At 36.2% G+C, this 24,971-nt stretch carries 23 protein-coding genes and 1 tRNA gene; 11 read left to right on the forward strand and 13 right to left on the reverse strand.

The genetic code is table 11. The features are described from left to right. Positions 1-6 precede the first annotated feature (6 nt). Complete coding sequence (locus GA0061081_RS00765) at positions 7-831, forward strand: beta-keto acid cleavage family enzyme (protein WP_091346153.1); 825 nt, start codon at positions 7-9, stop codon at positions 829-831. A gap of 36 nt (positions 832-867) precedes the next feature. Here the strand turns inward: GA0061081_RS00765 and GA0061081_RS00770 are convergent, their stop codons facing one another. From GA0061081_RS00770 to GA0061081_RS00795, 6 genes are read right to left on the reverse strand one after another with little or no spacing between them, the layout of a single operon-like run. After that, a complete protein-coding gene (locus GA0061081_RS00770) occupies positions 868-1,494 on the reverse strand; it encodes a protein-L-isoaspartate(D-aspartate) O-methyltransferase (protein WP_091346154.1) in 627 nt (208 codons plus the stop codon). Between the two features lie 5 nt (positions 1,495-1,499). Then, entirely contained in the window at positions 1,500-2,522 is a 1,023-nt protein-coding gene (truD, locus tag GA0061081_RS00775; RefSeq protein WP_091346156.1) for a tRNA pseudouridine(13) synthase TruD, read from the reverse strand. 21 nt (positions 2,523-2,543) lie between these two features. Beyond that, entirely contained in the window at positions 2,544-3,029 is a 486-nt protein-coding gene (gene ispF, locus GA0061081_RS00780; RefSeq protein WP_091346158.1) for a 2-C-methyl-D-erythritol 2,4-cyclodiphosphate synthase, read from the reverse strand. Between the two features lie 4 nt (positions 3,030-3,033). Continuing rightward, the gene (gene ispD, locus GA0061081_RS00785) at positions 3,034-3,744 is read right to left on the reverse strand and encodes a 2-C-methyl-D-erythritol 4-phosphate cytidylyltransferase (RefSeq protein ID WP_091346160.1); all 711 of its coding nucleotides are present in this window, start codon (positions 3,742-3,744) and stop codon (positions 3,034-3,036) included. Further along, complete coding sequence (gene ftsB / locus GA0061081_RS00790) at positions 3,744-4,040, reverse strand: cell division protein FtsB (protein WP_091346162.1); 297 nt, start codon at positions 4,038-4,040, stop codon at positions 3,744-3,746. The genes ispD and ftsB overlap by 1 nt, the downstream gene beginning before the upstream one ends. Before the next feature lie 21 nt (positions 4,041-4,061). After that, positions 4,062-4,379, reverse strand: coding sequence for a TusE/DsrC/DsvC family sulfur relay protein (locus GA0061081_RS00795; protein WP_091346164.1), 318 nt, complete (start codon positions 4,377-4,379; stop codon positions 4,062-4,064). A 193-nt stretch (positions 4,380-4,572) separates the two neighbouring features. On the opposite strand from GA0061081_RS00795, the gene GA0061081_RS00800 reads away from it, so the two are divergent. After that, positions 4,573-4,660: transfer RNA gene (locus tag GA0061081_RS00800), tRNA-Ser, on the forward strand. Positions 4,661-4,975: 315 nt separating this feature from the next. Further along, positions 4,976-5,548 (forward strand): hypothetical protein, encoded by a 573-nt coding sequence (locus GA0061081_RS00805; RefSeq protein WP_091346166.1) that lies wholly within the window; start codon positions 4,976-4,978, stop codon positions 5,546-5,548. A gap of 147 nt (positions 5,549-5,695) precedes the next feature. Here GA0061081_RS00805 and GA0061081_RS00810 read toward each other — a convergent pair whose 3' ends face one another. The 3 genes from GA0061081_RS00810 to sohB all read right to left on the reverse strand — a co-directional run bounded on the left by GA0061081_RS00810 (position 5,696) and on the right by sohB (position 10,418). Continuing rightward, positions 5,696-7,291 (reverse strand): bifunctional aspartate transaminase/aspartate 4-decarboxylase, encoded by a 1,596-nt coding sequence (locus GA0061081_RS00810; RefSeq protein WP_091346168.1) that lies wholly within the window; start codon positions 7,289-7,291, stop codon positions 5,696-5,698. Between the two features lie 29 nt (positions 7,292-7,320). Further along, positions 7,321-9,021, reverse strand: coding sequence for an aspartate-alanine antiporter (gene aspT, locus GA0061081_RS00815; RefSeq protein ID WP_091346171.1), 1,701 nt, complete (start codon positions 9,019-9,021; stop codon positions 7,321-7,323). Positions 9,022-9,308: 287 nt separating this feature from the next. Next, the gene (gene sohB / locus GA0061081_RS00820; RefSeq protein WP_091346173.1) at positions 9,309-10,418 is read right to left on the reverse strand and encodes a protease SohB; all 1,110 of its coding nucleotides are present in this window, start codon (positions 10,416-10,418) and stop codon (positions 9,309-9,311) included. Positions 10,419-10,558: 140 nt separating this feature from the next. On the opposite strand from sohB, the gene GA0061081_RS00825 reads away from it, so the two are divergent. Both GA0061081_RS00825 and GA0061081_RS00830 read left to right on the forward strand, forming a co-directional pair. Continuing rightward, positions 10,559-12,271 carry a formate--tetrahydrofolate ligase gene (locus tag GA0061081_RS00825; RefSeq protein ID WP_091346174.1) on the forward strand — a complete coding sequence of 571 codons (1,713 nt, stop codon included), beginning with the start codon at positions 10,559-10,561 and terminating at the stop codon, positions 12,269-12,271. Next, positions 12,271-12,687, forward strand: coding sequence for an RnfABCDGE type electron transport complex subunit B (locus tag GA0061081_RS00830; protein WP_091346178.1), 417 nt, complete (start codon positions 12,271-12,273; stop codon positions 12,685-12,687). The genes GA0061081_RS00825 and GA0061081_RS00830 overlap by 1 nt, the downstream gene beginning before the upstream one ends. A 34-nt stretch (positions 12,688-12,721) precedes the next feature. On the opposite strand, the gene typA is transcribed toward GA0061081_RS00830, so the two are convergent. Next, positions 12,722-14,548, reverse strand: coding sequence for a ribosome-dependent GTPase TypA (gene typA / locus GA0061081_RS00835; protein ID WP_091346614.1), 1,827 nt, complete (start codon positions 14,546-14,548; stop codon positions 12,722-12,724). A gap of 165 nt (positions 14,549-14,713) precedes the next feature. Further along, on the reverse strand, positions 14,714-15,247 hold the full coding sequence (gene hemG / locus GA0061081_RS00840; protein WP_202983826.1) for a menaquinone-dependent protoporphyrinogen IX dehydrogenase: 534 nt from the start codon (positions 15,245-15,247) through the stop codon (positions 14,714-14,716). 141 nt (positions 15,248-15,388) lie between these two features. On the opposite strand from hemG, the gene glmU reads away from it, so the two are divergent. The 6 genes from glmU to GA0061081_RS00870 all read left to right on the forward strand — a co-directional run bounded on the left by glmU (position 15,389) and on the right by GA0061081_RS00870 (position 23,490). Next, the gene (gene glmU, locus GA0061081_RS00845; protein WP_091346179.1) at positions 15,389-16,774 is read left to right on the forward strand and encodes a bifunctional UDP-N-acetylglucosamine diphosphorylase/glucosamine-1-phosphate N-acetyltransferase GlmU; all 1,386 of its coding nucleotides are present in this window, start codon (positions 15,389-15,391) and stop codon (positions 16,772-16,774) included. A 3-nt stretch (positions 16,775-16,777) separates the two neighbouring features. Next, on the forward strand, positions 16,778-18,610 hold the full coding sequence (glmS, locus tag GA0061081_RS00850; RefSeq protein ID WP_091346181.1) for a glutamine--fructose-6-phosphate transaminase (isomerizing): 1,833 nt from the start codon (positions 16,778-16,780) through the stop codon (positions 18,608-18,610). 394 nt (positions 18,611-19,004) lie between these two features. Then, positions 19,005-20,882: a PTS mannitol transporter subunit IICBA gene (locus tag GA0061081_RS00855; protein WP_091346618.1), complete on the forward strand. Its 1,878-nt coding sequence runs from the start codon at positions 19,005-19,007 to the stop codon at positions 20,880-20,882. Positions 20,883-20,961: 79 nt separating this feature from the next. Further along, a complete protein-coding gene (locus tag GA0061081_RS00860; protein ID WP_091346183.1) occupies positions 20,962-22,125 on the forward strand; it encodes a mannitol-1-phosphate 5-dehydrogenase in 1,164 nt (387 codons plus the stop codon). Positions 22,126-22,131: 6 nt separating this feature from the next. Beyond that, positions 22,132-22,683: an MltR family transcriptional regulator gene (locus tag GA0061081_RS00865; RefSeq protein ID WP_091346185.1), complete on the forward strand. Its 552-nt coding sequence runs from the start codon at positions 22,132-22,134 to the stop codon at positions 22,681-22,683. 474 nt (positions 22,684-23,157) lie between these two features. Continuing rightward, positions 23,158-23,490, forward strand: coding sequence for a hypothetical protein (locus GA0061081_RS00870; RefSeq protein ID WP_091122968.1), 333 nt, complete (start codon positions 23,158-23,160; stop codon positions 23,488-23,490). 562 nt (positions 23,491-24,052) lie between these two features. On the opposite strand, the gene GA0061081_RS00875 is transcribed toward GA0061081_RS00870, so the two are convergent. After that, positions 24,053-24,313 (reverse strand): hypothetical protein, encoded by a 261-nt coding sequence (locus tag GA0061081_RS00875; RefSeq protein ID WP_091346187.1) that lies wholly within the window; start codon positions 24,311-24,313, stop codon positions 24,053-24,055. Then, positions 24,307-24,804 (reverse strand): hypothetical protein, encoded by a 498-nt coding sequence (locus GA0061081_RS00880; RefSeq protein WP_091346189.1) that lies wholly within the window; start codon positions 24,802-24,804, stop codon positions 24,307-24,309. Before GA0061081_RS00880 ends, GA0061081_RS00875 begins: the two co-directional genes overlap by 7 nt. Between the last annotated feature and the right edge of the window lie 167 nt (positions 24,805-24,971).

Below are 24,971 nucleotides of genomic sequence, written 5' to 3' on the forward strand. Positions count from 1 at the left end.
TAAATTATGAATGATAAAGTAATTATTACTGTTGCAACTACAGGTGCCTTTCCAACTAAAGAACATAATAAAGCAATACCAATGACACCACATGAAATAGCAAAAGATGTTTATGCATGTTGGAAAGCTGGTGCAGCTATTGCCCATCTTCATATGAGAGATGATGATGGGCATGGGACTATGAGCGCTGAAAGATTTGAAGAAACAATTTCATTAATTCGTAAAACTGACTGCGATATTATTATCAATTGCACTACTTCGGGCGATCTCCATGCAACAGATGAAACACGAATGATTCATTTATCGAAAGTAAAACCAGAAATGGCTTCATACGATTGTGGAACAATGAACTGGATGAACTCTACCGTATTTTATAACACCCCTGCTTTTTTAGAAAAATTAGGTTATTACATGCAAGAACAAAATGTAAAACCAGAAATTGAAGTATTTGATGCAAGCTTTATCTATAACGCATTATATTATCTAAAAAAAGGAGTACTAAAAGCACCATTACACTTTCAACTTTGCATGGGGGCCCCTGGAGGTATTGCTGCCACTATTGAAAATCTTGTTTTCCTAAAAAATTTATTACCCAAAGACTGCACATGGTCCGCATTTGGTATTGGTTCGAATCATTTACCTACACTTTTTGCAACCATTTCTATGGGTGGACATATCCGTGTAGGAATGGAAGATAATGTATATTATGCGAAAGGAGAACTAGCAAAATCAAATTGTCAATTTGTTGAACGAGCTGTTCGTATTATACAAGAAGCAGGAAAACAACCTGCAACACCAAACGAAGCAAGAAAGATATTAAATATCAAATAACTAGAAAGGTGAAACCATCAGTCTTTCTGGTGGTTTTTACTCTATATCCCCTTTAACCAAAGGCACAAATATCACCTCGCCCATATTTTTGGTTACGAAGTTATCTCCATCACGCTCAATTAACTGCAGAATTTGTTTGTTTTCGCCAACAGGAATCACTAATCGACCTTTATCTGCCAATTGTTCGAGCAAGCATAGTGGCACTTCTGATGCAGCTGCAGTCACGATGATGCCATCAAATGGCCCGCGCTCCGGCCAGCCTAACCAACCATCCCCATGACGTGTTGAAATGTTGTGAATATCTAATTGCTTTAAACGGCGTTTAGTATTCCACTGTAGGCTTTTAATTCGTTCTATAGAACAAACATGATCAACTAATTTAGCCAAAACAGCTGTTTGATACCCCGATCCTGTGCCAATTTCGAGGACTTTGGAATTAGGCGATAATTTCAACAATTCGGTCATCTTTGCAACAATATAAGGTTGAGAAATGGTTTGGCCACTACCAATTGGTAGCGGTCGATTGTCATAAGCTTGATGCGAAAGAGCTTCATCAACAAAATGCTCCCGGGGAATAGAAGCAATGGCATCTAAAACACGATCGTCTTTTATTCCGTGTTGACGCAGGAATTTAATTAAGGACTGCATTTTTAAACTTTGCATTTGGACTATTCATTTCCTATTATTAATTCACGAATCACACTTGTCGCATAACAACCTGATGACAAATAGAAATCAAGCTCAAGCGTACAACTATCTAGCCATAGCCAATTAAGCTTCTCTGCTCGTAACAATAACGATCTTCTTGCAGTCTCCACTCGTTCTTTTTTAAATAGAGCATTAAATTCAGACCAATTTTCTAAACACTTTTGCTCAAATTCTAGCGCTTTATATAATGTACCAAGCGGTGAATCTCCTAACAGTGGAGCTGTAATATTAAGTTCAGCGTTTTCTAGACGCTGCTGTAACACCGTTAATTCATCAGCTTGAGCAACAAACCAGCTACCACGTTGCGCTAATTGTAATATATCACCATCAAGCACCGTTTGATGCAAATTTTGTGCAATTCGTTGACTGATAATATCATTGAAAATCGCACTTCGTGCAGCTGAAAGATAAAAGCCACGCTTTTTACGATCTTTAACCGAAATTTCACCACTAGCCCATTTTATGGCTTGAGTAATATTATTTTCATCACGACCAAAACGCTGCTCGCCAAAATAATTAGGCACACCATGTCGTTTGATTAACGCTAATTTAGAATCAATTTCAGATTGAGCATTTAAATTTCTTAATCTAATTTTAAAATAATTACCCTTTAATGCACCTATTTTTAATTTCTTATTATGCCGAGTGACTGTTAATATTTTACACCCTGCCAAATCAAATGCCGAAAAGTCAGGCGTTTGTTGACCTGGCATATGTAAACTAAACCACTGTTCAGTGACAGCTTGGCGATCTTTCAGTCCAGCATAACTTACGAGCTTTGCTGGAATACCAACATATTTAGCTAACTGTTCAGCGACAAAAACAGTATTACAATCACGTTTTTGCAAAAAAACTAAAACATGTTCACCATCGCCAGTCAGTTCAAAACCGAGATCCTCTGTGACGACAAAATCTTCGTATTGTTGTTTATATTGCCCTGTGGTGGTTGGTTTTCCATATAAATAATTAAGTTGTGCTAACACTTGTATTGCCTATTTTTAAATTTAATCTACTTTAGATTTTTTGCTTAATAACACGACTGCTTGACAAGCAATACCTTCTTTGCGCCCAGTAAAGCCCAATTGCTCTGTCGTTGTTGCTTTGACACTAATTTGATCAAAATGAACATTTAGATCTTCAGCAATATTTACTCGCATTTGATCAATATGTGGTCGCATTTTTGGTTCTTGTGCAATGATAGTGGTATCCAAATTCACTAATTCATAGCCTTTTTGTTGAACAAGGATGTAAACTTCTTTCAATAATATTCGACTATCAATACCTTTATATTTTGGATCCGTATCAGGAAATAGCTTACCAATATCCCCTAATGCTAATGCACCAATCAACGCATCAATTATTGCATGCAATACAACATCACCATCAGAATGCGCAATAAGCCCATATTGATAAGGAATTTTTACGCCAGCAAGGATTATCGGACCCTCGCCACCAAATTTATGAACATCAAACCCATGCCCTATTCTCATACTTTTACCTATTTAGACTCTGCTTAGTTAAATAAAAAGTTGCCAACGCTAAATCTTCAGGACGCGTTATTTTTATATTATCTCGGCGACATTCAATCAATAAAGGGTGCCCGCCACAATACTCAATGGCTGAAGCTTCATCCGTGATGGCAACACCATGATCTAACGCTTGTTGCAAACATGATCTTAATTCGCCGGCATTAAACAGTTGAGGCGTTGCTGCCCCCCATAAATAAGTACGATCTTCAGAATAATCAACAACGGTATCATTATCTTGATACGCTCGTTTTATTGTATCACTCAAACGGGTAGCTAATAACCCACCTTGTTTTTTATTTATTACCGTTGTGATTAACCGAGTAATATCATCATGATCAACACAAGGTCTTGCGGCATCATGAACTAAAGCCCATTGATCATCATTTAATAATTGCAACCCAGCTAACACCGAATCGGCTCGCGTTTTGCCACCTAAAGTGACATTAATCTTATCGTGTAAAGCGATCGAAAGCGTATTAAATATGTCATCTTCAGGACTAATAACAACAATAACTTTGGTTATTTGCTCATGAGTTAATAATTTATTTAACGTATGTTCTAAGATCGTCTTTGAATCGATTTTTAAATACTGTTTAGGAACTTGGCTATTCATACGGCTACCAATTCCGGCAGCTGGCACAATAGCGGTGATATGATTGGTGTTCACATTATGCATTATCGTTTTTTCGAGTCTGAATCAATTATAATACGATAAAAATATTCATTAGGTTTAACCATACCCAAATGGCTACGCGCACGCTCTTCAATAGCTTCAGAACCACGTTGTAAATCGTTAATTTCAGCAAACATTTGTTCATTACGAGCCTTTAACTTTTCATTGTCAGCACGCAAACTGATTAACATTTCAACATTATCTTGATAATCGTACACATTATTTTTGCCATACCATAAAGAATACTGCAAATAACCAAGCACGACCAATAGTAATAAAGGGAGCTTCCATCTTATCATGAATTGAATATTATCCTTTATCTATATACATTTAACGGGTTTTGGTAAACCAGCAAGTTTAGTCGCTTGTTTAGCAGGACCTTCGGGAAATAACTTATACAAATAACGACTGTTGCCCTTTTCTGCACCAAATTTTTTTTCCATCGCTTTAACTAACGCACGTATAGCTGGTGAAGTTTTATATTCTAAGTAAAAATCACGAACAAATAAAATTACTTCCCAATGCGCATCAGTTAATTCAATGGTCTCTTTGGCTGCCAATTCAGGAACCAAGTCAACACTCCAATCCTGCCAATTTTTTAAATAACCTTTATCATCTGTTTCTATCTGTTCTAACATTTTTCAAAGTACGCTATTTAATTTATGCTGTATTATACCCAATTAATCAAAATCCAACACTAATTTTGCAGGCGAATACCCCATCGTTTGCTTAATTTCCACAAAATTTGATGAAATTTAAAGCAAACGATAAAAAATCTTAAAATAGCTATTTACAAATAAGCAAGTCTCCTTTAATATTCACAGCCATTGCGGAAGTGTGGCTGAGCGGTTGAAAGCACCGGTCTTGAAAACCGGCGAGGGGCGACCCTCCCAGAGTTCGAATCTCTGCGCTTCCGCCATTTTCTCCAAGCATTATTTAGAAACCGATAAACCAACTAATCACTTTTTATCAGCACATCATCTAATATACTATTCTCATTCAAATCAGCTTAAATAATTTTCTATCTGTATTTTAAAACAGCAAATCAAAAAACTTCAATAAAATCAATACCTTTCCTGACCAACTTTTGGTTGAATTTATTTTTAAATAATCAGCTAATATGTTGTTTTTATGGGATAGCTAGAAATTCTAGCTTATTTTGATAATTAATCTTAAATTTATATTCTGTTTAATTTATAGTAGCATGCTCTAAAAAACATAGGAATAAACAACAATGAATAATCTATTAAAATTAGTAACTGCATTATCTTTACTTTTTACAGCAACCACATTTGCTGCCCCAAATACAGAAGAAACCCCTATATTTAAAAAACAGCATGAAGTTCTAAACGATGGTATTGAATATTTAACTTACTCAGCAGATATTGATGATGGCCGTTTTGTCATTATTATTGATGAATATAAAGAAACTAAACAAGCTGTTACAAGATATATTGTTGGCAAAAAAGTATATCGATTACTTTCTGTTAATTATTGTGTTGCTGAAACTGATTTATGTGGTGATATCACTACCCTATTAAAACCGTTAGAAGTATTGGCTGATGATTTATATGGAAGTGAAGCAGCTAAAGACTTAGTTTGGCGTATTACTTATGTTAAGAATGATGACATAGTTTCAACTGACCAATTAGTTCCAATTCCGGAACTAGGTGATTTAAAAGACTTTGTTGGTGTTTATAGCGATGATGAAGATGATATGGATGCCCCATATGATGAAAATAGTCATGTTGAACAATACATACCACATATGTTAGGTTGGAATTATGGTCCTAAAGTTAATCCATAAAAACTCAAATAAAATCAATGCCTTTTCTGACTGATTTTTATATGGCATTTATTTTTATAATAGATAGTGACGTAACGTTTTATTGAGTAAATAAAAACCCTAGATTAACTAGGGTTTTTGTGTGGGTTTATTAGTATAGCTATCTAGCTATTTATTTTTTGCTTTATATTCCGCATAATATTCCTCGGCCAATTTGCGCATTGATAAACCAATTGCCGCATATTGATATTCATTTAAGTTTGCTAACGAGGCGCGAGCAGAAGGATGCTGTACAGCAAATCCTTTGCCTGGTAATAATACAACACCAGCTTCATCAGCAATTCTGAATAACATTTCAGATGGATTTTTATTTTTGAGGATCCATTTAGCAAATTTATCGTCATATAATTCTCGGCAAATATGTTCAAGATCCACTAGCGTATAGTAATCTACACTATTTTCATCTGTTTGATGTTTAAGACCTAAATGTTGATAAAGTGATGCTGCACGGCGTCGGATTAGTGATTTTAAAGCGGTTTTATAACTTTGATCGCTATCCATCATTTCGCATAATGCAAATAAAACCATTTGTACTTGTTGTGGTGTTGAAAGACCCGCTGTATGGTTTAGTGCAACCGCACGACTATCAGCCACTAATCGATCAATAAATTTTAGATTTTCTGGATCAGTAACAATTGAGCTATAGCGTTTATTTAAGATCTGTTTGGTTTTACTTGGTAACGCTTTAATCGTTTTGTCGATGACATTATCGCGTGCTGTGGCAATGACACCTAAACGCCAACCAGTCGCACCAAAATATTTAGAAAATGAATAAACTAAAATGGTATTTTGTGGACATATTGCAAATAAAGATTGAAAATCATCCGCAAATGTACCATAAACGTCATCGGTTAGAATAATCAAATCAGGGCGTTTTTTAACAATATCAGCAATAATTTTTAGACTTTTATCATCAATTTTAACTGATGGCGGGTTAGATGGATTAACAACGAAAAAGGCTTTAATTGATGGATCTTCTAATTTACGCAATTCTGACTCAGGGTACTGCCAATTTGCATTAGGATCAGAATTGATTAACACCTCAACTAGTTGATAGTCATTGAGTTCAGGAATCTCAAGATAAGGCGTAAATATTGGCGCACCAATAGCAATTTTATCGCCTTTTTGGATTAAACCGTTTTCTTTCATTGAATTAAAAATATAAGCCATGGCAGCTGTGCCACCTTCAACGGCAAATAAATCGATGTTATCACGATCCAGATATTGAGCGCCCATTTGTTGTAAAATATAGGCTTTAACCACATCTTCACTAAAATGTAGCATTCTGTCAGGTACTGGGTAATTGCATCCCAAAATACCTTCTACCATCTCTTGTAAAAAAGCATTTTCGTCCAACCCAAGTTGATCACGAATATAAGAAAAAGCTTTACCTAAAAAGGCAACCCCAGGAGTGTTATAGTTTTGACAAATAAAATGTTCAAAGCGTCCTGTTAATCCAGCTTTGATTGGCATACCCCCAACGCCTTCATTTAAATATGAAAATGACATTTCGGATTCTTGAGTTGCAAACACACCTAATTGAAAAAAGGCTTGTCGAGGCCAAGTCGCAAGGAAGTTAGGATTGCCTCTTCCTGCATTTAACATTACGCGATCAGTATGACTTTGTGCCAGTTTAATTAAGTTATCTTTCAATTCAAAAGGACTTAAATTAGCATATTGGCTGTATTGTGTATTGTTTTTCATACATTTGTATCCTTAATTTGATATATCAATTAAACAAAAGCAACAACTAATGGACCTAATAAAGTTAGGAAGACATTAGCTAAAGCATAAGTAATAGCAAAAGAATTAGTTGGTGTTGAGTTGCCAGCTTTATTAAGCACTTCACCAAAAGCAGGATTAGCACTACGTGCTCCAGCTAACGCACCAGCAAATACTGCTGCATTTTTATAGCCAAGCACATATTTACCAAAATAGATGGCAAGCAGCATCGGTAATAAGGTCACAACCACACCAATTAAAAATAGGGATAAACCTTGTTCTTTAATAGTATTAATCGCTTGAAGACCTGAACTGAGACCCACAACAGCAACAAAACCTGCCAAGCCAAAGTCTTTTAAAAGTTGCACTGCACCAGTTGGAATATTACCAATAGTTTGATGAACAGAACGATACCAACCAAATAATAAACCAGATAAAAGCGCACCACCGCCTGCACCTAAAGTAATTGGAATATTGCTAACACGAATCACAACTAAGCCAATAATAAGACCAACAACAAGCCCTAACCCATGGAATATCCAGTCAGTTTTTTCGCTTTTAGTAATTGGCGCACCGATTTTATCAACCACTCGACGAAGATCACCATCAGCACCATAAATGGTAATAACATCACCTAGTTTTAAATAGATATCATTATTAAGGGGAAGAGATTGACCATCACGATGAATAGCCACAAGATAGATACCATGTTTTAATTTCATGACTTCGTCAGAAGTGAGCACTTGTGTAAGATTTTGTCCTACATACTTGTTGTTACGCATTTCAACATCTAGCTTGTTCATCACAACGTCCATACCTGATGCTGAATTAACTTCGGTACCAAGTAGATCATGCGCTTTAATCATTGCATCACGGTGACCAACAACTAGAATGATATCTTTCGACTTTAATACTGTTTCTGGTGTTGCTTCAATAATGTTATTGCCACGCTTGATACGCTCAATGCTAATACCATTAACAGTTTGCTCCACATGCGCAACGGTTTGATTGATTTTGTTTGAAATACGATATAAACGACCACTAATATCTGATAAAGCTAGATTTTGATCAGCCCCCAATAAAAGTGATCCATGAAGCTGTTCAGCTTGTGCTTTAATTGCATCATCGGCGATATCTTTCCCCATGATTTTTGGCAAAATATTAACGCACACAATAATGGCACCTAGTGAACCAAATATATAAGTTACCGCATAGCCAATGGTGACATTTGCTTGCATTTTTCTTAACTCTTCGACACTTAATCCAAGTTGACTTAAAGCATCAGAAGCCGTACCCATAATAGCAGATTGGGTTAAACCACCTGCCGCTAAACCAGCAGCAAGACCTTTATCTAAATTGAATATTTTAGCTAATACCACAACAGTTATAAAACTTGCAACTGCAATAAATAATGCTAAGAAAATTTCGCGTAATGTTTTAACGCCTAGTGAGCGGAAAAACTGAGGACCACTTTCATAACCTACTGCATAAATAAACAGTGCGAAAAGAATCGCTTTAACGCCTGCGTCAATAGTCACACCAAAAACACTTAACGCAACGGCAACAAGTAATGAACCGGCGACACCACCAAGTTGGAATTTTCCCATCCGAATGCCGCCAATTAAATACCCTAAACTCAATGATAAAAATAATAAAATTTCGGGAGAGTGTTTAAGTCCATCTAAAACCCAGTTTGAAAGCCATTGAAACATAATAATTGTCCTCAAGCGTAATGATATGTGAATAAAAAAAGATATGTAATAGAATGGAATGATATCCATCAATTTGTATGAATATAGGTTTATATTAAATCTCAATTAGATTAATAGATATTCAGCTTTAACAATTAATGCTATCGTCAGAAGATAATATAGAGAGATAATTAATATTGATTAAATAAAGGTACTAAATTGATTAATAAATTGTTTTGGAAAAAATTGAGGCGTCGCCATAATATTGATATAAGATTGCGCGTAAATTATAGATTTAAAAAGGGCTATTACAGCCCATTTCCTTGTCTGAAAAATAATTTTTCGACACTTTTTACGACATTTTTGGAAATTTTTTCTGATAATTTTTGTCTACGTTGATAACTAACAGCGATAATTTTATGTGTTTTTAAGTGAGATAAAATAAAGTCATCACTAGTGCTAATTTCGTCAACTAAGCCTTTATCTTTGGCTTGCGTTGCAAACCAGTGCTCGCCAGTGGCAACTTGTTCGATATCCACGTTTGGACGATACTCTTTAACAAAATCTTTAAATAAAAGATGAGTTTCTTCTAATTCCTGTTTAAATTTTTGGCGACCTTCTTCAGTGTTTTCTCCAAACATGGTTAACGTACGTTTATACGCACCTGCTGTTTGTAACTCAATATCCACATCATGTTTTTTAAGTAAGCGGTTAAAGTTAGGAATTTGTGCAACTACACCAATTGAGCCCACAATGGCAAATGGCGCAGCGACAATTTTTGAAGCTGTACATGCCATCATATAACCACCACTGGCAGCAACTTTATCAACCACAGCGGTAAAAGGAATATCACGCTGTCTAAACCGTAATAGTTGCGATGCTGCAAGTCCATAACCGTGGACGACACCACCAGGGCTTTCCAGTTTAACGACAACTTTATCTTCTGGTTTAATAACAGCCAATACTGCTGTAATTTCTTGACGTAACTCTTCAACCTCATGCGCATCCATACTGCCGTTAAAAGACAATACAAACAATTTTGGTTTTACTTGCTGGTCTGTATGACTCTCTGCTAGCTTGGTTGTATTAACTGGCGTTGAGTGTTCGTCAGATTTTTCTTGCTTTTTAACTTGTTTCTTTTTTTGTTTAGCCGCTAACTTTGCCTGCTTTTTCTCAAGTTTTTTCTGTTTTTTAAGATCTTTCATAAACAGCTTAGCTTCTAGTTCGTCCATACTTGACATTAACATATCATCTTTAACTTGCTCATATTCTTGACTAATGTCTTTGACCGATAAACGCCCTGCCACCGTTGCTGACTTACGGCGTTGGCTTAATATAAAAATAAGTACCGCTAAAATTGCAATAACAACTGTTGCGGTTTCAGCTAAAAAAAGTGAATACTCAGAAAACCAATTCATTTAACTATTTTCCTTTTATTGAATGTATTGAGTTATTATAACAAGATAATGGTGACTTGTGCCGAAAATCAATAAAGATAAAATTGTCGCTTTATTCGGCAATTTAAATTATTTATACTGATAGTCCAATTTATTGTTAGATGAGAACTAATATGCCTTTACGCCCAATTACTGCAATCGCTAAACAATGCAACATCCCAGAAGAATTTGTTCTGCCTTATGGCAAACATGTCGCAAAAATCGATCTATCTATTCTTAAAACCAACCAAAACAAACCTAACGGCAAATTAGTGTTAGTTACCGCTATTACGCCAACCCCACTTGGTGAGGGTAAAACGGTGAATACTATCGGACTAAGTGAAGGCTTAAATTATATTGGGAAAAAAGCCATTGCTTGTATCCGTCAGCCAAGTTTAGGTCCTGTATTTGGTGTAAAAGGTGGTGCTGCTGGCGGTGGTCAGGCTGAAGTATTACCTATGGAAACGTTAAATCTGCATTTAACTGGTGATATTCACGCTATTACTGCCGCCCATGATTTGGCATCAGCCGCATTAGATTCACGGCTTTATCATGAAGAACGCTTGGGCGATGAATTTACCGCACAAACGGGCTTGCCTCGTCTCAATATCGATGTAAATCGCATTGTGTGGAAACGCGTGATAGATCATAACGATCGTGCGCTTCGCAAAATTACTGTTGGTGTCGGTGGTGGAGTTAATGGCATTACACGCCAAGATGGATTTGAAATTACCGCAGCGTCAGAACTTATGGCAATTTTAGCATTAGCCTCAGATTTACACGATATGCGTGCACGCATTGGGCATATTATTCTTGCTTATAATACTCAAGGTGAAGCGATTACCGCAGAACAACTTGAAGTTGCGGGCGCAATGACAGTGTTACTAAAAAATGCAATTAATCCAAACCTGATGCAAACAGTTGAAAATACGCCGGTACTTATTCATGCAGGACCTTTTGCTAATATTGCCCATGGCAACTCCTCTGTCATTGCAGATCGCATTGCTTTGCAACTTGCCGATTATGTCGTAACCGAAGCTGGTTTTGGCTCAGATATGGGCATGGAAAAATTCTTTAATATTAAATATCGCCAAGCAGGAATAAAAGCCTCATGTGTGGTACTGGTTGCAACGGTTCGTAGCTTAAAATCTAACAGCGGTAAATATAATATCAAACCAGGACAAGCGATTCCAAAAGAAATCTCAGAATCTAATGTGGAGCTGCTTGAAATTGGTGCGGCTAATTTAGCGTGGCATATCAACAATGCTAAAAGTTATGGGCTACAAGTGATTGTTGCCATTAATCGCTTTCCACACGATAGTGAAGAAGAACTGGCATTTTTACAAAAATATGCAGTTGAACATGGTGCATTTGCTTGTGAAGTGAGTGAAGTTTTCACTCAAGGCGGTAAAGGCGCTGAAAAACTGGCAGAGCATGTTATCAAAGCGTGTGATATGCCAAGTGAGATCAAATTACCTTACCCTGACAACATGTCACTTGCTGATAAAATCCAAACTATGGTAAAAAAATACGGCGCCAACAAAGCTAATTTATCAGCACAAGCACTGGAAAATATCAAAGAGATAGAAGCATTAAAACTCGATCATTTGCCGCTTTGTATCGCTAAAACCCCTATGTCAATTAGTGCTGATGCCAATCTAAAAAATGTACCTACCGATTTTGATGTCGACATTAGTCACTTAGCTATATCTGCTGGTGCTGGTTTTATTCGTGTTTATGCTGGTAATGTAATGACCATGCCAGGGCTAGGCACTAATCCAGCTTATAGACAAATTGATATTGACAAAGATGGTAATATTGTAGGTTTAAGTTAATGCAAGAAGTGATTATGCAAACCCAACAACAATATAAAGCATTTATTGACGAAGAAAACTGTATTGGCTGCGGCAAATGCATCCGTGTTTGCCCAACCGATGCCATTGTCGGTAGCAAACAAGTATTGCACACAATACTGCCACAATTATGTACCTCGTGTAGTAATTGTATCAATACCTGCCCAACAGACTGTATTACATTAAGTACGTTAGGTAGCGTATTGAGTGAATCAGAAGAGTTAGTGCTAACTCAGAAAAAGCAACAGCGATTAGGCCATAATCAGTTAGTGCCACCAACGATCTTGTTTCCACGCACCATGCCGACGACAAACAAAATCAGCACTCCCACCGATCGTAAACAGTCAATAGCCGACGCCATTGCTAGAGTAAAAGCCAAAAAAAACCTCGCTAAATAGCGAGGTTTCATATTACGGTAGCACTAATACTACATTAGTCTTTATTACCACTTCTAAACGCACGTTTACGATCATTTTCAGTTAAATGACGTTTACGTAAACGGATCGATAATGGTGTAACTTCCACTAATTCGTCATCGTCAATAAACTCTAATGCTTGTTCTAATGACATTTTAATTGGAGGTGAAAGTGTTGTTGCCTCGTCAGTACCTGATGCTCGCATATTTGTTAATTTTTTACCGGTTAAACAGTTAACGGTTAAGTCGTTTGAGCGAGTATGAATACCAATGATTTGACCTTCATAAACTTCAGCACCATGACCTAGGAATAACTTACCACGGTCTTGTAAGCCATATAGCGCATAAGCCAATGCTTTACCAGTACCGTTTGAAATCATTACGCCATTATTACGTTGACCAATTTCGCCTGGGCGAACGTCATCATAATGACTAAAGGTAGAATAAAGCAAACCGGTACCTGAGGTCATGGTCATAAATTCAGTTCTAAAACCAATAAGACCACGACTTGGAATGATATAGTCTAAACGTACGCGACCTTTACCATCTGGTAGCATGTTTGTTAAGTCACCTTTACGTAAACCAAGTGCTTCCATCACTGAACCTTGATGTTGTTCTTCAATATCAAGCGTAACTTGTTCAAATGGCTCTTGTTTTTTACCGTCAATTTCTCTAAAGATAACTTTAGGACGAGAAACCCCTAACTCATAACCTTCACGGCGCATATTTTCGATGAGTACTGACAAATGCAATTCACCACGACCAGAGACTCTAAAGGCATCTGGATCTGGCGTTTCTTCGACACGAAGAGCAACATTATGGACAAGCTCTTTATTCAAACGCTCAAGAATTTGACGAGAAGTGACATATTTACCCTCTTTACCAGCAAATGGTGAGCTATTGACATTGAAGAACATAGTTACAGTTGGTTCATCAACGGTTAACGCAGGTAATGCTTCAACGCAGCTATTATCACAAATCGTATCAGAGATGCCTAGTTCACCAAGCCCCGTTAATGCAATAATATCGCCAGCTTCAGCAACTTCAGCCTCATAGCGTTGTAGTCCTAAATGACCAAGAACTTGACCTACTTTGCCAGTTCGTTTATTGCCTTCACTATCAACAATAGTCACTTGTTGATTTGGTTTAACGCGACCGCGTTTAATACGACCAATACCAATAACACCAACATAATTATTATAATCAAGTTGAGAAATTTGCATTTGGAATGGACCGTCTAAATCAACCTTTGGTGGTTCAACATATTTAACGATCGCTTCAAATAATGGCGTCATATCTTCAGCCATATTTTCATGATCTAAACCTGCGATCCCCATTAATGCTGAAGCATAAACGATAGGGAAATCTAACTGTTCATCAGTTGCCCCTAAATTAACGAACAGATCAAATACTTGATCAACAACCCAGTCAGGACGTGCACCTGGACGATCGACTTTATTGATAACCACAATTGGTTTTAAACCATAAGCAAACGCTTTTTGCGTTACAAAACGTGTTTGTGGCATTGGTCCATCCATTGCATCAACGAGCAATAGCACAGAATCAACCATCGACATAACACGTTCAACCTCACCACCAAAATCAGCATGGCCTGGGGTGTCAACGATATTAATTCGGTAACCATTCCAATCAATAGCGGTATTTTTAGCTAAAATGGTAATACCACGCTCTTTTTCAAGCGCATTAGAGTCCATGATACGTTCGTTATCGTCACCACGTAGATTATCTAACGTACCTGACTGTTTTAATAACTTGTCAACCAAAGTCGTTTTACCATGGTCAACGTGGGCAATAATGGCAATATTTCTTAAATTTTCAATCACAATTAAAATTCCAATTAGGAGACACATTCTATAGGCGCGGTATTGTACACCTTTTTAGCCGAAATGTTGATCTATATCACAAAGTTTATTTAAAAGAACTCGAAAAGTTGATAAGTTTAAAAAAATATCGATTTGTTTGTGAAAAAGTTTCAGGAAACTATGCGTTTAAGTATAAAACTGATCGGCAAACTCATCTACCTTTGCCCAATCCGTATATTCAATCATCGGTTTTGTTACGTCCGTGTCCCCTTTTCCTAACCACATAATAAAGCGGATCATATTGCGATCAAACCAATTATATTGTGGATAATACAGCGCGCCGGCAAAAACCGCAGTAAAAGTTGGCTTCCATGCTATTTTAGCTAAGAATTTTTTAGTGTATAAATTCGTTTCTGGTGTATTTTTATTCGGTTTTCTCGCCACCAAATTTACCCCAAAAAATCCAGACTTCATATTATTTAATTGCTGATAATGCTTATCGATAAACGCTTTCATCACTTTGCTATAAAATCCATAACGAATTGAACAACCCAATAATGCGGCTTGGTATTGTGTTAGATCAATTTTAGTATCAGGTAGTAGTTCAATAACATCGCAATCACATTTACCATTAAGTTGCGTTTTTATGCGTTGCATAATCTTAAATGTCTGATTTTCATGTGTAGTATAGAGTAATAAAACTTTCATCACGGAATTCATAACATTGCCTCCTTCTTTTGTTAAACTCATTGGTAAATATCAACATTACTTTTTTTATGATAAAAATTAAAAGATTGGGGATGATTTCATTAAAAACTTTGATTATAGTATTAGGCTAATTTAACCAGACCGGAACTGATTATGGCAATTTCACCTCCAAAACTGAGTGCAATTATTTTGGCGGCAGGAAAAGGCACACGGATGTATTCCAACCTACCTAAAGTTTTACATAAAATCGGCGCCAAGCCGATGTTACAACATGTTATTGATACAGTTCAACAACTTAATACTGATCGCATCAATATTGTTTATGGCCATGGCAAAGAACAACTTGAAGAAACACTCAAGGATCAACATGTTCAGCTGGTTTACCAAGCTGAACAACTCGGTACTGGCCATGCTGTTCAACAAGCTATCCCTTATATTCAAGATGATGAAGATATCTTAATTTTATATGGGGATACCCCCCTTATATCGGTTCAAACGCTGCAAACTTTAATTGCTAACAAACCAAAGCAAGGCATCGCATTATTGACCGTAATACTTGATAACCCAACTGGATATGGACGTATTGAACGCCACAATGGCAAAGTCGTTGCCATTGTGGAACAAAAAGATGCCACACCTGATCAACAAAAAATCAATGAAATTAACACCGGCATCATGCTCGTTACTGGTAAATTATTGAAAAATTGGTTATCTCGTTTAACCAACAATAATGCGCAACAAGAGTTTTACTTAACCGACATTATTGCTTTTGCACACCAAGATGGTTATGACATATTAACCTCACACCCAACACAACCACTTGAAGTTGAAGGCGTCAATAATCGCCTGCAATTGGCAACGTTAGAACGGCGATATCAACATCAGCAAGCTCAACACTTATTACTCGCTGGTGTGACACTGCTTGATCCAAATCGCTTTGACTTACGAGGCACACTCTCGCACGGTAAAGATGTCACTATTGATTGTAATGTAATTATTGAAGGCAATGTCACACTAGGTAATAACGTATTTATTGGTGCGGGCTGCATCTTAAAAAACTGTACAATTGATGATAATTCAAATATCAGCCCGTATAGCATTATTGAAGATTCAACTATCGCTAAACAGTGTACTATCGGTCCCTTTGCTCGCCTACGACCAGGCTCACAACTTGACGAACAAGCCCATGTCGGCAATTTTGTCGAATTAAAAAAAGCACATCTAGGTAAAGCAACCAAAGCTGGACACTTAAGCTACCTTGGCGACAGCGAAATCGGCAGTAATGTCAACATCGGTGCTGGCACTATCACCTGTAATTATGATGGCGCCAATAAATTTAAAACCATTATTGAAGATGATGTATTTGTCGGCTCTGACACACAATTGATTGCACCAGTAAAAGTGGGTAAAGGTGCAACTATTGCAGCAGGCACAACCGTTACCAATAATGTAAATGATAACGAATTGGTTGTAAGTCGAGTTAAACAAAAACAACTTGCTGGTTGGAAACGACCTACAAAGTTAACTAACGAGGAATAAACTATGTGTGGAATCGTGGGAGCTATCGCCAAACGTGATGTTGCTGAAATATTATTAGAAGGTCTAAAACGATTAGAATATCGTGGTTATGACTCAGCAGGACTGGCAATTATTTCATCAGACGGCGAACTGCATCGCGTTCGCCGTGTTGGCAAAGTGCAAGCACTAAAAGATGCCATTGCAAAACATCCACTACAAGGAGCTACCGGAATTGCGCATACTCGATGGGCAACCCATGGTGAACCCGTTGAACATAACGCCCACCCACATATATCTGGCTTTATTGCTGTCGTGCATAATGGAATTATTGAAAATTTTGAGCCATTGCGTGAAAAGTTGATCGCCAAAGGCTACCAATTCCGTTCAGAAACCGATACCGAGGTTATTGCCCACTTAATTCATGACATTATATCAACCGAAGATTGTTCCTTATTTGACGCCGTGCAAAAAGCTATCCCGCAACTACGAGGCGCTTATGGCACAGTCATTATGGACACGCGCAACCCAGATATATTAGTTGCAACGCGCTCTGGCAGTCCTTTAGTTATTGGTTGTGGCGTAGGTGAAAACTTTATCGCATCAGATCAATTAGCGCTATTACCCGTCACCCGCCAATTTATCTATTTGGAAGAAGGTGATACCGCACTTATCACACACCGCACAGTGACAATCTTAGACAAGAATCATCATGAAGTAACAAGGCCACGTATAGAATCTGATGCAAAATATGATGCGGGTAGCAAAGCAGGCTATAGCCACTATATGCAAAAAGAGATCTACGAACAACCTAATGCGATTAAAAATACCCTTGAAGGTCGTATGGCGCATGGTAAAGTGGATTTATCAGAACTAGGCGATAATGCAAAAAACATACTAAAGCAGGTTGAGCATGTGCAAATTGTTGCCTGTGGCACCGCTTATAATGCCGGTATGGTAGCACGCTACTGGTTTGAAGCCTTAGCAGGAATTCCTTGCGATGTCGAAATTGCCTCAGAATTTCGTTACCGCAACCCAGCCCGTCGCAAGAACAGTCTATTTATTACTCTTTCACAATCAGGCGAAACTGCAGATACACTCGCAGCCTTACGATTGGCTAAAGAAAACCATTACTTAAGCACCCTTGCCATCTGTAATGTAGCGGCATCCACACTCGTGCGTGAAGCCGATTTCGTTTTATTAACCAAAGCAGGGGTTGAAATTGGTGTTGCATCAACTAAAGCCTTTACCACACAATTAACGGTTTTATTGCTACTAGTTGCAAAATTAGGACGTTTAAATAATATGGCACAAAGCACCGAGCAAGCGATTGTCCACGCCTTACAAACCTTGCCAAACCGCATTGAACAAGTGCTTATGTCTGAACCACAAATTAAAAAATTAGCAGAGCAATTTGTTGATAAACATCATGCGTTATTCTTAGGGAGGGGCGATGAATATCCAATTGCTATGGAAGCTTCGTTAAAACTCAAAGAAATCTCTTACATCCACGCCGAAGCTTATGCTGCAGGTGAACTCAAACATGGCCCTCTTGCATTAATTGATGCGGATATGCCAGTGATTGTGATGGCACCAACCAACGAAATGCTAGAAAAACTAAAATCCAATATCGAAGAAGTACGAGCGCGTGGCGGTCAACTGTATGTCTTTGCTGAGCAAGATGCGGGTTTTGTCAGTGATGACACCATGCACATCATCAATCTACCCCATATAGAAGAACTTACCGCACCAATCTACTACACCGTGCCCACACAGCTACTCGCATATCATGTTGCTTTAATCAAAGGCACTGATGTAGATCAGCCTCGTAATTTAGCAAAATCGGTTACCGTGGAGTAAATCCACTAGATAAAATGTGGGGACTGACGGTGTGGTTTTGATATCGTAATCAAAACTAAAGTTCTCACATAACATCAACGAATACTAAAATTTTTACTGAGATAATTTTTTCAGTGTTTTTTTGTCATGGTGCAAGGCTTTGTTAACGAGTTTGGCAAAGTTCACTTATTTTGTAAAAAAATTTCAGGAAAACATACGTTTTAGTCTATTGGACTTAAAACTTTGCTTTTTATACCAAGTAAATGTGATCTTAATCACAAAAATAAAAAATGGAATGATTTTAACAATGTGATATTCATCACACTTATCAATTTTTTTTGATGAATCGAATAACAAAATCCCTCTACAATAACTGCATAAAGATTATACCAATCAATAAGGAAAGATGAATATTATGACAACCTCAAACATCAAATTGAAAGTCCAAAATTTTGGGCGATTCTTAAGTAATATGGTCATGCCAAATATCGGTGCGTTTATTGCTTGGGGATTTATTACCGCTATTTTTATTCCAACAGGCTGGTATCCAAATGAAACGATTGCCAAGCTAGTTGGACCTATGATTACCTACCTATTACCACTATTGATTGGTTATACTGGTGGTAAATTAGTTCACGGTGAACGAGGTGCAGTGGTTGGTGCAATCACAACAATGGGAGTCATTGTTGGTTCAGATATTCCCATGTTCTTAGGAGCTATGATCGTCGGCCCACTTGCTGGCTGGGTAATAAAGCAATTTGATAAAAGTGTAGACGGTAAAATCAAAAGCGGTTTTGAAATGTTAGTCAATAATTTCTCAGCAGGTATTATCGGTATGCTACTTGCGTTGCTTGCTTTTTTCGCAATTGGTCCTGCTGTCGTTATTGCATCTGGTAAATTAACTATTGCAGTTAATTTCTTAGTTGAACATAATTTATTACCTTTAACGTCGCTCATTATTGAACCCGCTAAGATCCTTTTCTTAAATAATGCCATTAACCACGGTATATTCTCACCATTAGGTATTCAACAAGCCGCTGAACATTCTCAATCTATTTTCTTTTTAATCGAAGCCAACCCTGGCCCTGGCTTAGGTTTATTACTCGCTTATATGTTTTTTGGTAAAGGATCAGCAAAAAGTTCAGCCAGTGGCGCAGCAATCATTCACTTCTTTGGTGGGATCCATGAAATTTACTTCCCCTATGTATTAATGAATCCACGTCTTATTATTGCGGTTATTTTAGGTGGAATGACAGGCGTATTTACTTTAACATTATTTGGAGCAGGATTAGGTTCACCCGCATCACCAGGTTCAATCATCGCCGTTCTTGCCGTCACACCAAAATCATCTATGCTTGGCGTAATTTTTTCTGTCATTGCTGCAACTACGGTTACTTTTATCGTTTCTGCGATTTTATTAAAAACAACCAAAGAGACAGACAAAAGTCTTGAAGATGCAAAATCGAATGTTTCTGCAATGAAAAACGAATCAAAAGGTATTACAAATGGAATACTTGACTTAGCTAAAGTGAAAAAAATCATTGTGGCTTGTGATGCAGGAATGGGCTCTAGTGCTATGGGAGCAGGTGTGTTACGCAAAAAAGTACAAGATGCAGATCTCGATATTTTTGTCACTAATTTAGCAATCAATAACCTTCCTAATGATGTTGACATAGTTATCACGCATAAAGACTTAACCGATCAAGCCAAACAACACGCTCCAAACGCACATCACATTTCATTAACCAACTTTTTAGACAGTCAATTATATAGCCAATTGGTTGCGGATCTTTTAAGTTCTCAAACGAGTAGTTTAGCAAGTGAAACGATAGCTAGCAGCAACCAATCCACTGATAATGCACCCCTATTTAAATTATCAGAACAAAACATTTTTTTAGGGCTAACCGCTAAAAATAAAGAAGAAGCCATTCGTTTTGCCGGGCAAAAATTGGTCGATAATGGTTATGTTACCCCTGCCTACATTGAAGCAATGTTAGCGCGTGAAAAATTAACGTCTACTTATTTAGGAGAATCGATAGCTGTCCCACATGGTACTATTGAATCAAAAAACGACGTTATTAAAACCGGCATCGTATTTTGCCAATACCCAGCTGGTGTTCAATTTGGCGAAGACGAAGACGACCAAGCGAAAATTGTAATAGGTATTGCTGCACGTAATAATGAACACCTTGATGTCATTGCAAAACTGACTAATGCCATTGATGATCAAGACATTATTGCCAAACTTGTTAACACAACAAGTATTGAAGAGGTACTCGCTATTTTAAGTTAATATCACCTTTATCGTTCCCACTTAACAAGTGGGAAACCATTACCACTTTTAAAATTAAATTTAATTAAGGATTATTATAATGCAAGCATTACATTTTGGCGCTGGTAACATTGGGCGAGGTTTTATTGGAAAATTACTATCAGATGCTGGCATACAGGTCACATTTGCCGATGTCAACCAACAAATCATTGATGCAATCGCCACTCGTCACCAATACCCAGTAAATGTTGTTGGTGAACAATCGACTACCGAAATAGTCAAAAATGTCGATGGAATTAACAGCACATCTAATGAAGTTATTGATTATATTGCTAAGGTTGATTTAGTCACCACCGCTGTTGGTCCTCAAGTTTTAGCACGTATTGCCCCAAGTATTGCACAAGGTATTGTTGAGCGTCATAAACAAGGCAATACCAAACCACTTAATATTATCGCTTGTGAAAATATGGTTCGTGGTACCAGCCAATTTAAACAAGAAATATTCAATGCATTGCCACAACAACTTCATCATTGGGTGAATAACCATATTGGTTTTGTTGATTCAGCAGTGGATCGCATCGTGCCACCTGCCACATCAAAAACAGGAGATATACTGGAAGTCACCGTTGAAACTTTTTCAGAGTGGATTGTTGATGAAACGCAGTTTGTTGGTATTATTCCAACAATTAAAGGTATGCAACCAGTTGACAATTTAATGGCTTTTGTTGAACGAAAACTATTTACCTTAAATACAGGTCATGCGATTACGGCTTATCTAGGTTTCTATCATGGTATTGGCACTATTCGCGATGCAATTTTAAACGAAAAAATTCGTTTAATTGTTCGTGGAGCAATGGAAGAAAGCGGCTTAGTACTTATCAAACGTTACAATTTTGATGAACAAAAACACATGGCTTATATCGAAAAAATCTTAAACCGCTTTGAAAACCCGTATTTACATGACGATACTTCACGTGTTGGTCGGCAACCAATGCGTAAATTAGGCGCTGGCGATCGTTTAATTAAGCCATTGCTCGGTACTTTTGAGTATCAAGTTAAAAATACTAACTTACTAATCGGTATCGCAGCCGCTCTCAACTATCGTAATAGTGATGATGAGCAAGCAGTTGAACTGGCAAAACTCATTACTGAAAAAGGTGTTAAACACGCTTTTTGTCAAATCGCTGGGATTGATGTTAACAATTCTATTGTTAAGCAAATTGAAGAAATTTATACTACAATGCAAAATCGTCAGTTTACATAACACCTAATGCCAGAATCGATATTACAAGAAGATACGATATTAGAAAAACTCAACCAGCAAGCTGATATTCACAGCTTGCTAGCCGTTGCAATAAAATTAATCAATGATAATGTCAACAAATTAATTCTTAAAGTCTTTCGAAAAGAACCACACGCTATTAAATTTGTCATTCCGTCATTGGTCGGTAAAAATGGACCACTCAATGATACTTCTGTTTGCTTAAAACTACTTTATGCGTTGGGAATTATTTCTCGTGAAGATTACGAAGATATAGAACTGCTGATCGCTATTTTGGACGAGCTAGAGCAAGACGACAGGCAATATACTTATTTAGATGATGAAATTTTAGGCCCTATTAGTTTATTACATGATATGGTATTACCACCAAGCTGGGAATCGCAACGCGAAAAAGCCAAACAATCTGGCATTGTCGATACTTTAAAATCTTCCATGTACCAAAACCGCTATCAACAAATGATACGCTCAGCGTTAATTATTGCTATTACCGAACTGACGTTACGTATTATAAATAAAGAACATATCAACTACTTTCCATAATGGCCAACTCTTTTGCTAAATGTTCGATTATTTTGACTTAAAATAAATTAAAGTAAAAATAGCTATTGCTGCATGCGATATACAAAAGAAATATAGGTTTTTTATTACTGATCTTCGGTTAAGACCGTTTTATTTTTTGTTTTTTCTTCATTAAAGATATGTTTGAGACTCGTTGCTAGCATACTCTGTATCTCGACTTAAATCATTGATTTTTTGCGTTTCTCCATCTTGAAAGCTAAAAAATAAAATATTTTTCACTGGATTCTTTTTAAGAAGTAAAAGATAGATTACAATGCTTTTTTGCATGTTTTAAATAGAGAGAACATTGTATCACAAATCATAAAATCTCAGACTGTAACTATCCCCCTTTAAAATAGTACAGCAAAAGAGTAGAGGTTAGCTATGTTAGCATATAGATGGTGCTGAATATTTAAAATATTACGATTATCATATTTAAGAAAAGGAATAGCACATATGATTATATTAATCTATATTGCATATTATTTTTTATCTCTTTTGCCTATTATTATTTCTTATCGATTTAGAAAATATACAATAAGCGATTACCAATATAATAAGCAATTGAATTGGAAAAAACGATGGGCGCTATTTTTTAATTATATCGCTTTAATTTTTCAAGTAATAGTTGCAGGTGAACTAAAAAGTAAATTAGATAGCCTAGATAATTCTATTTTAGGCTATGAGCCTATTTTAGTTTCAGCATACATATTTCTTATTGTTTATACACTCTTTCCTATATCATGGTTAGAGAGTCCTAAATCTCACATAAAAAAAGAAAAAATTTAAATAAAAAATTATTCAAGGTAAAAGGAGAAAGTGTTAAACGTGGTTATTTTGATTTATATTTTATTTTATCTTGTTTCTATTCTACCTATTTTTGTTACTATTCGTTATAGGGGATATAGTAGAGTAGATTATATGGAAAATAAGCGTTTAAGATGGGAAAGGCGAATAATGTTATTTTTGTGTTTTATTATTGGATTGACTCATATTTTTATTCTTTGCGCTCACAAAACTATCATTAGTTATTCCTCTGAATATAAACCATTAGTTTTTTCTGCATTTGCGTTTTTTCTCTTTTATTCATTCTTTCCTTTATCATGGTTAGAAAAACCTAAATCTTATATAAAACAGAAAAAATCTAAATAAAAAATTATTCAAGGCGAAAAGAGTGATTCAAAAATAGGTAAATACACAAATTTATTTACGAGACCATTTTATGATTTGTTCTTCAGTGAATCGTTTTTCATAATGAGTTATCCTTGTTTGATTAATACTAATGGACATATCATTTAAATCATGGCGTTCATTTTTTTGGGGGGGGATGTTAACTTTTTAATTTTATTTATCACCAGTATTCTATTATTCTTGTTATATCACCTAAATCAATATTTCCATCTTTAATACAATGGCTTTTTGTCCAATCTCCATTTTCATTATGATCGGTGAAATAACACATTATTGTCTTATCTATTTTTGAGTTATTTTCATCTAAATAATGAGTTTGTATTGTTTTCTTCAGTTTATTATTATCATCATAAATAAACTCTATTTTTCTATTATAAAAAGCTTTAAGGATCTTTTTTTCCTCAGAAATAGATTTCAACATATTATTGTTTGTATAGAAAAATTGGTTTTTTGCATTAATATTTGCCCCATTTCCCATGACATTACCAATCTTTTTTGTTCATCATAATCATACTGATAATGGAAATTAAAACTATTTAATGAAGAAGATTCAATAATATTTTCATCTTTATCAAGAGTTAATTTAATTTGAGTAAAAGGTTTATCATTCATATTCCATACAATAATATTTTTAACATAATCATAAAACAGTGTTGATTTGTATTTTTCGTTACCACTAAAAATAATTAAACCTCTATTATTTGATTCTATAACTAATTTTCCGTCTATAAATCTCATTGCATCTGAATAATCAATAGATGTATAAATATCTTGACGTTTTATTAGTTTGGAATGTGGTGCTATTTCTGGAATGTATAATGAAAGATAATTGTTATACACTTTAGTATCTACTTCAGCATATGAGTAACCACAAATAAAAATGCCTAATATTCCTGATACTAAGTTTTTCATACTTATTAGTTTCCTATATCCATTATTTTCATATTAAAGTACGGTAGCGAATTATATTTAATTATACGATAAATTGATCAAAAAAATTTTTATATTTGAGCTACGTTCTAATTCTTCTGACTAAATTTAGCCTTTATTTCCCACCATTGCAATTAGTCGGTATAATG

It is taken from the genome of Gilliamella bombicola (assembly GCF_900094945.1).
Lineage (GTDB): Bacteria > Pseudomonadota > Gammaproteobacteria > Enterobacterales > Orbaceae > Gilliamella > Gilliamella bombicola.